Annotated in this window: 14 protein-coding genes and 1 tRNA gene; 4 read left to right on the forward strand and 11 right to left on the reverse strand. The window is 38.6% G+C overall.

Annotated features, from left to right (window positions below; translation table 11 throughout):
• Nucleotides 1–8 precede the first annotated feature (8 nt).
• The gene (locus tag CJF29_RS09380; protein ID WP_004297549.1) at nucleotides 9–590 is read right to left on the reverse strand and encodes an epoxyqueuosine reductase QueH; all 582 of its coding nucleotides are present in this window, start codon (nucleotides 588–590) and stop codon (nucleotides 9–11) included.
• A 212-nt stretch (nucleotides 591–802) separates the two neighbouring features.
• Between CJF29_RS09380 and CJF29_RS09385 the strand changes: the two genes are divergently transcribed.
• The 4 genes from CJF29_RS09385 (at nucleotide 803) to CJF29_RS09400 (ending at nucleotide 4,724) form a co-directional block, all read left to right on the forward strand.
• A complete protein-coding gene (locus CJF29_RS09385) occupies nucleotides 803–2,845 on the forward strand; it encodes a toxin-antitoxin system YwqK family antitoxin (RefSeq protein WP_099147260.1) in 2,043 nt (680 codons plus the stop codon).
• A 108-nt stretch (nucleotides 2,846–2,953) separates the two neighbouring features.
• Nucleotides 2,954–3,026, forward strand: a tRNA-Thr gene (locus CJF29_RS09390).
• Between the two features lie 139 nt (nucleotides 3,027–3,165).
• Entirely contained in the window at nucleotides 3,166–4,398 is a 1,233-nt protein-coding gene (locus CJF29_RS09395; RefSeq protein ID WP_099147261.1) for a tyrosine-type recombinase/integrase, read from the forward strand.
• A 38-nt stretch (nucleotides 4,399–4,436) separates the two neighbouring features.
• On the forward strand, nucleotides 4,437–4,724 hold the full coding sequence (locus tag CJF29_RS09400; RefSeq protein ID WP_099147262.1) for a hypothetical protein: 288 nt from the start codon (nucleotides 4,437–4,439) through the stop codon (nucleotides 4,722–4,724).
• A 38-nt stretch (nucleotides 4,725–4,762) separates the two neighbouring features.
• Here the strand turns inward: CJF29_RS09400 and CJF29_RS09405 are convergent, their stop codons facing one another.
• The 10 genes from CJF29_RS09405 to CJF29_RS09450 all read right to left on the reverse strand — a co-directional run bounded on the left by CJF29_RS09405 (nucleotide 4,763) and on the right by CJF29_RS09450 (nucleotide 12,336).
• Nucleotides 4,763–5,140, reverse strand: coding sequence for a hypothetical protein (locus CJF29_RS09405; protein WP_074558151.1), 378 nt, complete (start codon nucleotides 5,138–5,140; stop codon nucleotides 4,763–4,765).
• A gap of 358 nt (nucleotides 5,141–5,498) precedes the next feature.
• Nucleotides 5,499–6,368 carry a hypothetical protein gene (locus CJF29_RS09410; RefSeq protein ID WP_141561030.1) on the reverse strand — a complete coding sequence of 290 codons (870 nt, stop codon included), beginning with the start codon at nucleotides 6,366–6,368 and terminating at the stop codon, nucleotides 5,499–5,501.
• 114 nt (nucleotides 6,369–6,482) lie between these two features.
• A complete protein-coding gene (locus CJF29_RS09415; protein WP_099147264.1) occupies nucleotides 6,483–6,881 on the reverse strand; it encodes a hypothetical protein in 399 nt (132 codons plus the stop codon).
• Nucleotides 6,878–7,459, reverse strand: coding sequence for an N-acetylmuramoyl-L-alanine amidase (locus CJF29_RS09420; protein ID WP_099147265.1), 582 nt, complete (start codon nucleotides 7,457–7,459; stop codon nucleotides 6,878–6,880). The genes CJF29_RS09415 and CJF29_RS09420 overlap by 4 nt, the downstream gene beginning before the upstream one ends.
• Complete coding sequence (locus tag CJF29_RS09425; RefSeq protein WP_074558146.1) at nucleotides 7,456–7,938, reverse strand: hypothetical protein; 483 nt, start codon at nucleotides 7,936–7,938, stop codon at nucleotides 7,456–7,458. Before CJF29_RS09425 ends, CJF29_RS09420 begins: the two co-directional genes overlap by 4 nt.
• Nucleotides 7,935–8,228 (reverse strand): hypothetical protein, encoded by a 294-nt coding sequence (locus tag CJF29_RS09430; protein WP_099147621.1) that lies wholly within the window; start codon nucleotides 8,226–8,228, stop codon nucleotides 7,935–7,937. Before CJF29_RS09430 ends, CJF29_RS09425 begins: the two co-directional genes overlap by 4 nt.
• 55 nt (nucleotides 8,229–8,283) lie before the next feature.
• Nucleotides 8,284–9,693, reverse strand: a complete 1,410-nt coding sequence (locus CJF29_RS09435) for a hypothetical protein (RefSeq protein WP_176553191.1) — start codon at nucleotides 9,691–9,693, stop codon at nucleotides 8,284–8,286.
• Between the two features lie 3 nt (nucleotides 9,694–9,696).
• Nucleotides 9,697–10,749: a hypothetical protein gene (locus CJF29_RS09440; protein ID WP_099147622.1), complete on the reverse strand. Its 1,053-nt coding sequence runs from the start codon at nucleotides 10,747–10,749 to the stop codon at nucleotides 9,697–9,699.
• Nucleotides 10,750–10,761: 12 nt separating this feature from the next.
• Nucleotides 10,762–10,971, reverse strand: a complete 210-nt coding sequence (locus tag CJF29_RS09445) for a hypothetical protein (protein ID WP_099147623.1) — start codon at nucleotides 10,969–10,971, stop codon at nucleotides 10,762–10,764.
• Nucleotides 10,972–10,995: 24 nt separating this feature from the next.
• On the reverse strand, nucleotides 10,996–12,336 hold the full coding sequence (locus CJF29_RS09450; RefSeq protein WP_141561037.1) for a reverse transcriptase domain-containing protein: 1,341 nt from the start codon (nucleotides 12,334–12,336) through the stop codon (nucleotides 10,996–10,998).
• Between the last annotated feature and the right edge of the window lie 216 nt (nucleotides 12,337–12,552).

Raw genomic sequence — 12,552 nt, forward strand, 5'->3', positions numbered from 1 at the left:
GGTTTGTTTTATTCTTCTTTTCTCATGCTGAATTCACAACCGCAATATTGTTGGTTGTAGAAGTTATACTCTTTAATGATGGCGATGCGTCGTTCGCTAAGTCCGCCTTTCCGCCAATTCTGTTCCCAGTATGTGACATCCGGGTATGAAGCGGTGGCATATTGTCCGGCTTCATTAATCTGCTCCAGACTTTTCCAACGACTGGAAGCAAGCGTTGTGGTTATTACGGAAAGGCCATGTTCATGTGCATAACGGGCGGTCTCCAATAAGCGTAGTTTAAAGCAACGTAGGCAGCGTCCTCCTCTTTCGGGTTCCTGCTCCATTCCTGCTATATGGCATCGCCAGTTTTCATGATCGTAATCAGCATCTATTATCTCCAATCCCAATGATTGGGCATAGCGTGTACATTCGTCTTTTCTTATCATATACTCTTCCAGCGGATAGATATTAGGATTGCAATAATAGATAACAGGGGTGATGTGATGTTGCATCATACATTCAATAATGGCTGATGAACAAGGAGCACAACAGGTATGAAGTAAGACTTTATCGGCTCCTCCCGGAACTTCGAGTTGGAATTTCTTTTTCATGCTGTAAAGTTAGTACATATTTACGATACGAGTCAATGGTTTATGCTTTATTCAGAATAGTTTTTTATAAAAATAGGAGGGAGGATATCTCCTTTATACTGTTTTTTATAAAATCTTGTTTATTGAACTAATTCACTAAATGAGTATGAATTAACTAATTAATCTCATCTTTTTTACTATTTTTGTCCATTCAAGTTTATAACAATTCAATAATGGATGAATTAAATTGCGGGCAAGGAGAGCAAAATGCAGGCCCGGAGAAGAAAAAAAGTACCTCGAAAATAGTGAAGAGAACTTTAGTTGTGACTGCATTGGCTTTGGCGGTATATGTTGTATATTCCGTAGTTTATTTATTTGTCTCACCTGATCGTAATATTCAGCAGATCTATCTGGTTCCGGAAGATGCGGCATTTATTATTCAGTCATCGGCTCCGATTGAAGATTGGGAGAAGTTTAGTGGAAGCGAGACGTGGCAATGCCTGAAGAAAGCGAAATCTTTTGAGGAGGTGACGAAAAGTGTGGAGAAGCTGGATTCCGTTGTTAAAAGCAATAAGGTATTATTGTCGCTTGTTGGTGAGCGGGATATGCTTATTTCGCTCCATAAGACTCGTCCCACTAATTGGGAGTTTCTACTTATTCTGGATATGCAGAAGACATCAAAGATGGACTTATTGAAAGACCAGGTTGAAACCGTATTGGTTATGAGTGGTTTTACTGTGACTAATCGGATGCATAATAGCATTAATATCCTTGAAATGCGCGATCCCGAGACGAGGGATATTTTCTATATTGCTTTTGTCGATAATCATTTGGTTGGTTCATACACATCCGGACTTGTCGAGTCGGCTATTGATTCGCGTAATAAACCTAAAATCGGGCTTGATCAGTCTTTTATTGAAACAGAGAAGTTGGTTTCCGGTAAGGGGCTTGTCAGGGTTTTCGTCAATTATGCGCGTGTACCTCAATTTATGTCTATTTATTTAGGTACAAGAAATGAGTACATTGATCTGTTTAGCAATTCCATGAATTTTGCCGGACTTTATTTAAATACGAATAAGGAGCGGATGGAAGTGAAAGGATATACATTGAAAAAAGATTCTGCCGATCCTTATGTCACTGCTTTGTTGAATTCGGGAAAACATAAAATGAAAGCACATGAGATTCTGTCCGGGCGGACAGCTCTTTATACGAATATAGGTTTCAATAGTCCGGTGACCTTTGTAAAGGAACTGGAGAATGCACTGTCGGTTCACAATAAACAGTTGTATGATTCTTATCAAAGTTCCCGGAAAAAGATAGAAGGGTTATTCGGTATATCTTTGGAAGAAAACTTTTTGAGTTGGATGTCAGGAGAGTTTGCTATTACCCAATCCGAACCAGGTTTGTTAGGACATGATCCCGAACTGATTCTGGCTATCAGGGCTAAAAGTATTAAAGATGCCCGTAAGAACATGGAATTCATTGAAAAGAAGATTAAGCGACGTACTCCGGTTAAGATTAAGACTGCTAATTATAAGGATTTCGAGATTAATTATATCGAGATGAAAGGCTTTTTCCGCTTGTTCTTTGGGAAGCTATTTGATAAATTTGAGAAGCCATACTATACTTATGTTGACGATTATGTCGTTTTTAGTAATAAAGCTGCTTCTTTACTTTCCTTTGTAGAAGATTACGAGCAGAAGAATTTATTGAAAAATAATCCGGGTTTTGAAAATGCACTGTCATATTTAAAATCAAGTTCTACTATTTTCTTATATACAGATGTGCGCAAGTTTTATTCCCAGTTGAAACCGATGATGAATCCTGCCACATGGAATGAAATACAATCAAACAAAGACGTTTTGTATTCATTCCCTTACTGGACTATGCAGATTATAGGAGAGGATCACTCGGCTTCTTTGCAGTATGTGATGGATTATAGCCCATATCAACCGGAAGAGGTTGCCGTTGCTATTGCTACTGATGAAGATGATAAGGAAATGAACGAAGATGCTGAAACCGAGAAAGAGCAGATGAGCGAACTGAAACGTTTCTATGTCGAAAAGTTTGAAGGGAATGTGTTGCGGGAGTTCTATCCGGAAGGCGCATTGAAGAGTGAAGCGGAAGTAAAAGAAGGGAAACGTCACGGCCGTTACCGTGAATATTATGAAGATGGTACCTTGAAACTTCGTGGAAAGTATGCAAATAATAAACCGAAGGGTACATGGAAGTACTATACCGAGGACGGAAAATTTGAACGCAAAGAAAAGTTTTAGATAACGTCAACAAAAGTTGATTTAAAAATTAAGCTCAAAAAATAATCGGATTCTTTTTGTTTTCTCAAATAAAGCTGTAATTTTGCACGCCGTAAACGAGAGACAAACGCCGCTATAGCTCAGTTGGTAGAGCAACGCATTCGTAACGCGTAGGTCGCCAGTTCAAGTCTGGCTAGCGGCTCTCAAATAAAACGCTGATTATTAGTTGTTTAATCAGCGTTTCTCTTTTCTAAAAATTCAATTCCGAATAAAAAAAACATAAATCTGCGTATATATTTGCACAAAATTGTATAGTAGAATTGTGTTTTGATTATTCGACTATGGCAACAATCAGATTAACAGTTTTAAGTTCCGTTAAGGAACATGATGGCAGGCTTCCAATCTTAGTCTGCATCTCCCAGAAGAAAGAACGTGCCTACATCAAAACAGAGTTTCTGTTAGATGATATTGCAGAATTCGACAACGGTAAAGTCGCTTACCGGAAAGATGCGAACGTCATGAATAAAAGGCTTGAATTTGTGTTTTCACAATACAAAGAGAAATTCGATTCCATTGAATGCATAGACTATTTTTCTGCGATTCAGATAAAACGGATTATAATCTCCAAGGAACGCCCTTCACATATCTCGTTTTTGGAGTTTTGGAAACAACGCATAAATGAAATTAGGGAAGAGGGTAGGGAAAGCTATGCCAAAATGAATGAGGAGACTGTACGGGTGTTTACTAATGCGGAAGGAGATGTACCTATTCCTGCAATTAATACTTTATTGGTAGAGCATTTTAAAAAGTGGATGATAAAGAAAGGCTATGCTAATGGAAACATCGGATTGAGATTAACCCATCTGAAAGCCCGGATAAACGAGCTGATAAAATCAGGTGTTCTGAAAACGGATGTGCACCCATTTGCGTACACGAAAATACCAACAGCCGAACCTAAAGAGTGCGATCTTCCAATAGACGAATTTCAGAAAATACAAAAGGCAGAAGTCGAAGGAAAACGATTGAATTTAGGTAGGGACATGTTTTTACTCTCTTTCTATTTGTGCGGTATCAACTTGAAAGATTTATTATCTGTCGATTTGTCGGTGGATATACTTTCTTTTGAAAGAATCAAGACTGTTCATGCTAAGACTGGAAAATCAGTCATAACGATACCTATACATCGCGAAGCGAAAGCAATTATCAGTAAGTACATAAATAAAAGCGGATTTTTGGATTTGGGGTATTCTTATACCTATTCTAATTTGCAAAAATACATCAATCTTTGCATGAGGGAACTAAAAGAGCATTTAGGAATAAAGCAGACATTGTGCTTCTATTCTGCTCGTAAAACCTTTGCGCAATTTGCCTCTGAACTTGGCATACCTGACGGAGTGATAGATTATTGTCTCGGACACTCTGACAAAAGCAAGGGCGTAATCAGGTTCTATACAAAAGTCAAGCAGAGACAAGCGGAGATAGCCATAAATAGAGTAATTGACTACGTGAATGACCCGGAAAAATATAAGGACTATATAGAGATGAGGGCAGATATTATGTTGATGAAAGGATAACCAAACCTTTTTCTTATATTTGCCGGAAAATCATCTATATGACATTTGAAGAAGCAATTGCTCTTATTGAGCGAATAAAAGGCCAGGTTGTCGGTGCTCCCGTTAAAGGTTGGTTCATTGAATCTCTATTCATTGGACCCTCCAACTGGGATGAAATGCATATCTTTATGAATATCAGTTTGCAAAAAGGAGAGGATGAAGCTATCAGCGAGTTTATCGGAAAAAGTTTCTCCGTGTATGGCAGGTCAGTAACTTATATTAATCCGGATCTTCCGCGGTGGGATGTAACCGTGTTAGACGATTGGGAGAAAACTATTTATAATTGAAAGAGGTAGCTTATTCGGCTACCTCTTTCCCACAAACATTATTTTAGTGCAAATTTTCTCTTCACAAACATTTTACTGCGAGAAAAGTCATGAAGGTCAATTAACATCGCCAGTCTCTTTATTTCCTGTTCATTTCTCAACACCTTTATTGCTCTCGTAAAGTCTGAATACGTAAATCGCAACCAATGACAATAAAATTCTTCATCAATTATCCAAGGAACATCTGAATTAGTTCGATTACCACTCCTATAACAAGTGTACATGCGTTTAATGATATCCTGTTCAAAATTCCACCGATATTCCCATTCTAACTTTTCTGTGGTAATAACCTCCATTTCGCGCAAGTATTCAAATACGTCTTTGACAGATACAAATATTACTCCATCTTTTTCAATATACCCAATTTTCTTTGCCATAACATCTGGTTTTAAAGTTGCACAAACTTACTCATATCTTCAAGAATAGTATTTTTTGAATTAAATAAATAAGTTAAATTAAACTATGAGTACATATTTTATATACAGTTGTTGTGCGTTGATTTGCATAATAAAAGCCCCGACTACACTTAGTCGAGGCTCATTCCTTTTGGAGTACATAACGTATTGTCTCTCTCCTCTGAAATCTAGCAACTTTTCTATAGAGAGATGATACAACAGACATCCATGTCTGTACACAAATATACGAAATATAAATGAGATAAGCAAAAGAAAAGCCCCGAATCAGAGAGACGGGGCGATTAATTATGACGATAAACGACTTACAATAATAATTTGTTCAAAACAATCTATTTTGTACAGGAGCTGTTATATGCTCTATAAATTCCAAGATTTTATATCCCTTATTTTCATAAGCTTTATATTCAGGATTGTATTTTTTTATAATTTTCATTTTTACTTTTATTGAGTCCCCTTTTGCGAATCTTGCGCCACTATCTATATGCTTCATGAGGGCATCATCTTTTACTATTATAGATATTTTAAATCCATTATATAGAAACTGCCATGTAGCTCCCTTTTCGAAAGACAATTTAGTTATTACCAATATAGCATCGACAACTTCTTCATCCTCATTTGGAATTTCCTTCTCTGTGTCGAAATCTGAATAAATAAGTTCTTTGAAATCTTTCCTTTCAAAATGAATAGGTTTCATCTTGTCGACAGAAATAGTCATCCCCTCTACATTAACATCTTCATCTGCCGTTTCAATGGATTTACTGATAGCCTCTCTTACAACAGGTTGATTATACACATTAATTATTGTATCTCCAATTGTATTATTATTCCCCTCTATTTTGATTTCTAATTTAGCTGTAGCTTTCTCTTCTTCGCTTTTAATTGGTTTACCTTTAAAATAGCTATATGCCGAGAAAACGCCTCCAGCAACAGATACCAAATCCGATAAATAGCCAACGCTTCCAGAAGAAAAGATGGATGCCATAACGTTCTCCAATAAAGCTATGTCAATAACAAAAGATCCCTTCTCGATCGCATTAACTTTGACTGATACACTTCTTGCTCCTCCACCCAGTTCCTTATTAGCTTCCGCAATAATTGTGTTATAATGAATTAGTGCGTTAATCAGTGTATTAGAATCAATCTGATGTTCTTGACCTTCAAACTTAATTTGCATTGTTTCCTTTTTCATCGGTATTTTTATTTTTGCAAAGAAATGTAAAAAAAATGATCTAGCCATAATAAGAGGGTATGTTTTATAATATATTTATATTATAACAATATACAAGGAAACAATGTTTGCCTACTACTTCTTTCTCAAACGATATACCAACCACCCCCCAATAATTAATGCCATCACGATAATAATCCCGAATGCCCAACCGCCCAATTCCATTTTAATAGATTGCCATCGACTTAACTTCCTTTCTACCGGATAAGGAACCTGCACCGAATCAACCTTAATCACTGTATCCGTTCTATTTAGATATTGATATTTATATAGGTACTTATATCTATACTGATAAATGGTATCGCCTTTGACTAGTACATACACACTGTCTTGCTGATATACGCTGTCAACCCGGATACTGTCACGGGTCTTGTATTCTGTTCTCACAGTCTCAACCGGGATATACTGAGTTCGGCAAGACACAAAGCATATTGCTGACGTCAGCAATATGGTAAAGTAGATTAATTGTTTCATAATCCCAAGTATTTAATGATCCCATCCACATGAATCTGCACAACCGCCTGTTTTCCGGCAGGAGACAATAGGTATTCAACATCTTCCTTATTATCCTGAAAGAAGTTCTCCGTTAATACGGCCGGACAATTAGTATCACGGCACATGGCAAGGTTTTGTTCCCAGAATAATTTTCCGGGCATAGGCTTACGAATATTAACGCCTTTCTCTACAGCAGCTTTTGCAAGACAATCAGCCAGACGTTTGCTATTCACCGACGCATTATTACTCACAAACACACTCCACCCTTTTGCATTCATCCATTCAGCACCTGATCCGGCCGCATTGCAGTGAATCGAAACAAGGATGGCTTTCTTTCCTGTTTCATTATAAATCACATTAGCTCGCTTACATCTTTCAGATAAGGGAACATCTGTATCCTCTTTTACAATGCGTTCCACGTCAATTCCTAGCTTTCTCAATCCAGATACTACCATATCAGCAATCTCTCTTGTATAAGACCACTCTCTCAATCTTCCATCCGGTGAGCGTTTGCCCGGTGTATTCTCACCGTGACCGTTGTCAATCAATACTTTCATTTCTTTTCCTCCTCCTTTCCTTCTCCTTTATTCATATACTCTACTACAGCAGCCGCTATCTCCGTAGGGTCTGCCTTGTGTTTTGCAATCTCTGAAGCAAGTAAAGCGACTTCTTTATAGTCACCCTTTACTTTTTCATCTGCCTTTTCATAGATGGATTTCAGTTCTACCAATGATATTCCCAAAGCACCAAGCAATGTAACGACCGGGAAAATAGGAATAGACCAGCTATAGTATCCATCCAGGTACCACACGCCGCCCATCTGCATTGCATCAATTACAGTTAAGGCGATTAAAGCATTATAGTATCTGGCTATCTTATCAATTGTCTTCTTATACATGTAGCTAGAACGGACTTCGCCACGTTGTTTTGCCTTGCGAGTACCACTCCACAAATCAGCGAGTATCATAATAAAGACTTCTATATAGATACCAAATAGCATCCAAGCCACTACAAACAATTCATCTAATCCTTTCATAAAATACAATTTAATATTAGTACTACTAATGTGATCACTACAGGCAACAACACAGTAGCCAATACATCCAACCAATCGAATGTATTCCCGTAGAGTTTATCTTTATAATCGACTGCTACCGCAACAATAACAGTCGCTACGAAAGCAATCACAGTCGAGGGAATTAATCCCACTCCAAGTGTCAAACACACCGCCAGCATCGCTATGAAAACCAACATTCCGGCTTTCATGTGTTTCGGACGGTTACTATCCTTCAGCCATCCGAGATATTTCTTTATTATTTGTTTCATTCTTTTTATTCTAGGTTATGTAGGTTTATTGAAATTTTTCTAAAGTCTATTTTCATTATTGCATCATACGTAAATTATTTGCTCGATTTGGATTTATTTTAGAAGTATTGATTTCTGCTGTTATGAAAATCTTAAATCTATATGGTTCAAGGGTGAACACTGCTGATTCTTGGAATGTAACCATTATCCTTTTGGGATATCCAGAAGCATTTATAATGGTTAACATTTTGAATTGTGAAGAGTCACAAACGTATAATACATAATTCCCTGTCCCATTTAGGATTATACAATCAATGGGCTGACCAGATTCTGCATATTTGTGATAAGTTGTGTCAGTTCCATAATTATAAATATGCGCAAAGAAATCACTAGTCGAAGCGGAATTAAAAGAAAGATTTGTCATTTGATAATGTCCGAATTGTCCTCTACACCATAAGTCAGAAGTATAAAATCGGTGAGAGCGAGATTCTTCATAATTATGTCCCTGATGGTATAAATCTCCGTCAAACCAAGTTTTATTAAATTTTATATTCAAAGAAGCATTCTCCGGTCCAGATGCTTCTTGCCCAAATGTAATTGATCCAGCCTCCCTCCCTTGTGTATCATTCGCTACTAGCTTTTTAAAAGCTCCTGTTAATCCTTTCACATTTGTAAGCTCTGCTCCATCTGCTACTAGTTTCTTTGTTGTAATAGTTCCTGTTAACCAGTCTACTAATGTATTAGGAGTAAACGCATTTGTACCAAAGCCTTCATAAGCCATAGTATCGTTCCCGTTACTATCAACTCCATGTTGCGAAAACATATAATCCCCATAAAACACAGCACTAGCCAGCTTGGCAAAGTTAGCCATCAGAATCTCCGTGAATATTGCTTTGTAGTTTTCAAAAGGAATCCAGGTAGAATCGCTTCCGTTTGAAGCATAATCTTCAGCGGGATCGATTCCTACAGAGTTTCCATTTTTACGCATTGTATAATATGTCTTTCCTGCTTCGTAGTAGACAATAGGAGTTATGTCATCTGTACAGGTGTAAACTGTTGATAGATCAAAAGCACCTGAAGGAAATGGTAATCTACCTCGAACACCAGCAGGACCCGGCAACCCTTCCTGCCCATCCTCTACAACAGAAACCGTCTTCTCATCCACCTGTGTACCTCCTACATATAACCGGAATGAGATTGCCGCCATATCGGAAGTGACGATGATCCGTGACCCATATACAAATTCAGCCGAATTACTTCCTGTTTTGTATGTCAGCACAAACTTGATTGTACCTCCTCCGGAGACAGGATTCCCATCGCCCGTTTTGCTAAAGCATTCGCACGATACATATTCCGGTAAATGTGACCCGTCAGCTTTTCTCTTTACCTGAGTAACGGATGGGACCAACCAATAAGTAGTAGCATCCGCCCCATTTTCAGGGGCTATGCTCACTTTGAATAGATTTGAAGACAGTTTCTTAGCCATAGTTTAAGATATTATTGTTGCGCTTACATAACCGGAGATTCCTCCACCGGCATTGATCACATTCTGAAAAGCCACATTGATGCTCTTCTTTACTCCGGACAAGGAATCAATCTTAGCACCGGAATTATCCGTTACCGTGAATGTAGTTTGAGCCGTAGTGTCTTCCGTGCCATCGTCTTTTTCTACTTTTGCCGTATATACAGCCGTTTCACCTTCTTTGATTTGCTCTCCTGTAATTCCGTCTACATACAAATTAACCCGATAAGGATCGGTGTAATCCGTAACATTGATATAAGCACTGGCCAGTAACGTAGAATCGTCTTTACGATATAGGTCACAGCGGTAAGTAGCCGTACCGTCAATTTCGGAAGCCGGAACTTCAAGTGACCACACACCGGTAGCGACCTGCGTAGAGACTTCTCCTACTACCTTATTCCATTTAGGGGTATATGCCGACAAATCAGATGGGGTTACTCCATCTATCAAAGGATGAGCATTCAGCGTTGCTACGGGGCTAGATGTTGTGACGTCCGTATCTCCGTCCAGATACAAGGTAGTGGAGCTACCGACAGTCTCCACGATCTCAACAGTTTCGGAAATAGCGTCAAAGGCGAGGGATTGCCCGCTTACTTCCGTTGTGCCGGACAATAAGATTGTATCATTATCGTAATTGGATACCGGTACGATATTCTTCACGATCTCAAAGACAATCATATTCGGATAGTCACGCCCGCCAATATTCACCGTCTTTGTTGACTTCTTGAATACTCCGGCAAGTGCTCCGGTAGTGCTCAACCCGTCACCGCCAAAGGCAACCTGAACACCATTGTAGAATAGATCCAGTGTCACAGGATTCAATACCGCTCCGTTATCATCACGGTTTAAGTGTGCGTAAATAAGAGGCTTCGTTGCTGATGTCTCCCAATCGGGATTGCAGATATTTGTCCCTTTCTTATACTCCTGACGAAGTGGCCCGTTGATGACACCCATACGTGCTCGGATATTCACACCGTTCATCAATGCAAAAAGCTGAAAACTTCCATTTATCTTCTTCATTTTATGTCCTCCTTACTTTTTTGATGTTTTACTTTTGTTTTTCTCTTCTAGCAACAGAGCGTCTAAGGTTTGTTGCGTGATAATCTCAACGTCTTGCAGGTCACTTCCGATCACTTTCATGGCGTTAATACTAAGTACGGCCCGACCGTCACTCAATTCCTGCGCATCAATATAGATTCCTTTTTCTACCAACTGCGCTTTTTTGACTAATAGGTAATTCATAATGTTATCGTTTTTAAGTTAATACTATTCTTCTTTTTTGAGAGTACCTTTGAAGCACCACCCCTTGTCATTCTCTACTTCGCAGTCTTCAAAAGGTAATGTAGTCTTCCAGGCTTCCTCAAATGACATACGACCAATAGCTGCCGTTTTATTGATATATTGAATCATGTTGTTAAGGAACTCGCAGATAGCAGGGTGATAACCTTTTACGAGGCGGGTCTTTGTCACCTCTGTTTCGTTTTCAATGTCTGCGTAACGTACTTGCATGCGCATCCAGTATTTCCCTTTCTTGCGGTCAGGTTCGCGTACCTCAAAGTCGAGAACATCAAAAGTCTTTCCTTCTAGTTCGGATATATCTATCAAAGGAGAATCCATCCGCCTTCTGACCATCGTTTCCTTGGTTGTCAAGAATGATAATTTCATATTTAGTTTTCCTGTTAAGTTTATGGCGTCAGCTCCTTTGAGGATTCCTCGGTAAGAAGCTCTTGAACGAGGCTTATGCCATGCATTTTTAATTCTTTTCTTTGTGCTCTTCCTTATTTCCGTATGATCGGTGTGAAATACATACCCTAAAATATCCGGAGCAACTTTCATTGGTGTAGGGCGAGCGTCTTTCTTTAGCTCGTATCCTAAATTATACCAGAGGTAATTTATTATTCTCCATTTAGCTTCATGGAGCCTGTCTTTATCTCCAAAGAGAAGGATATCGTCAGCATATCTCACATAATGAGGAATCTTTAAATCTTGGCGAACAAATCGGTCAAATCCCATCATCATGATGTGTTGATTGATCGGAGACGGAGGCGTTCCTATCGGCATTCCGGTATCACAAAAGGATATTTGTTTCAGCATATTCAGAAATCGCTTATCTTTCCAGATCGTTTCATGACGGGAAAACAAAATGTCCGGATTGGTACGCTCATAACACTTTTTAATGTCAAGCTGTAGATATCCCCAAGGATGATAAACGTTTATAATTCGTTTTATCTGACGTACGGGGTCATACCTTCGTTTTTTAGAATTTATCCCTCTTCCTTTGATGCAGTTGTAGCAATCGTCAGATAATCTGTTGTCATATTCCGGTTTCATCATAAGCATTAAAGCATGCATAGATACTCTATCTTTAAATTTACTGATAGCCACGGTTCTATTCTTCCCGTTAGGAGATACAATGTTTTTATATCGGTATCTTACATTTGCAAGCTGCCCATTTAAGAGCTGTCGGTATATATTATATTCATTTTCTTTATCTTGTATAAATTTTATTGTTTCTTGTTTACTTGCATGCTTCTTAGAAGCATTAACTGTTGCCTGATTTATTAATTCAAGCGTTAAACGGCTCATTATGTTCCCTTTTCTTTTCATCTTTATTTTATCCAAGCGGAAGCCTTATTAACGGACTTTCATGTTTTTACTAGCCCATTTCCCTATCTCCTCGTATATAGGGATTGTCTTTTATGTTTCGTACTACTGACGAGGTTTTACGTGCAAATTAGTTCTTTTGTAAGCCGCCAGCGGAGGACGCATACGTATACGAAAGCGGATGAGCCGCAAGCAAATAGCGAGCGGAGCAGACGCCCC

The sequence above is a fragment of the Bacteroides celer genome (genome assembly GCF_002632415.2).
In the GTDB taxonomy this organism is placed as follows: domain Bacteria; phylum Bacteroidota; class Bacteroidia; order Bacteroidales; family Bacteroidaceae; genus Bacteroides.

Coding starts and splice junctions, on each gene's coding strand:
- CJF29_RS09380 (WP_004297549.1), bottom strand. CDS start 590: ATGAAAAAGAAATTCCAACTCGAAGTTCCGGGAGGAGCCGATAAAGTC.
- CJF29_RS09385 (WP_099147260.1), top strand. CDS start 803: ATGGATGAATTAAATTGCGGGCAAGGAGAGCAAAATGCAGGCCCGGAG.
- CJF29_RS09395 (WP_099147261.1), top strand. CDS start 3,166: ATGGCAACAATCAGATTAACAGTTTTAAGTTCCGTTAAGGAACATGAT.
- CJF29_RS09400 (WP_099147262.1), top strand. CDS start 4,437: ATGACATTTGAAGAAGCAATTGCTCTTATTGAGCGAATAAAAGGCCAG.
- CJF29_RS09405 (WP_074558151.1), bottom strand. CDS start 5,140: ATGGCAAAGAAAATTGGGTATATTGAAAAAGATGGAGTAATATTTGTA.
- CJF29_RS09410 (WP_141561030.1), bottom strand. CDS start 6,368: ATGAAAAAGGAAACAATGCAAATTAAGTTTGAAGGTCAAGAACATCAG.
- CJF29_RS09415 (WP_099147264.1), bottom strand. CDS start 6,881: ATGAAACAATTAATCTACTTTACCATATTGCTGACGTCAGCAATATGC.
- CJF29_RS09420 (WP_099147265.1), bottom strand. CDS start 7,459: ATGAAAGTATTGATTGACAACGGTCACGGTGAGAATACACCGGGCAAA.
- CJF29_RS09425 (WP_074558146.1), bottom strand. CDS start 7,938: ATGAAAGGATTAGATGAATTGTTTGTAGTGGCTTGGATGCTATTTGGT.
- CJF29_RS09430 (WP_099147621.1), bottom strand. CDS start 8,228: ATGAAACAAATAATAAAGAAATATCTCGGATGGCTGAAGGATAGTAAC.
- CJF29_RS09435 (WP_176553191.1), bottom strand. CDS start 9,693: ATGGCTAAGAAACTGTCTTCAAATCTATTCAAAGTGAGCATAGCCCCT.
- CJF29_RS09440 (WP_099147622.1), bottom strand. CDS start 10,749: ATGAAGAAGATAAATGGAAGTTTTCAGCTTTTTGCATTGATGAACGGT.
- CJF29_RS09445 (WP_099147623.1), bottom strand. CDS start 10,971: ATGAATTACCTATTAGTCAAAAAAGCGCAGTTGGTAGAAAAAGGAATC.
- CJF29_RS09450 (WP_141561037.1), bottom strand. CDS start 12,336: ATGAAAAGAAAAGGGAACATAATGAGCCGTTTAACGCTTGAATTAATA.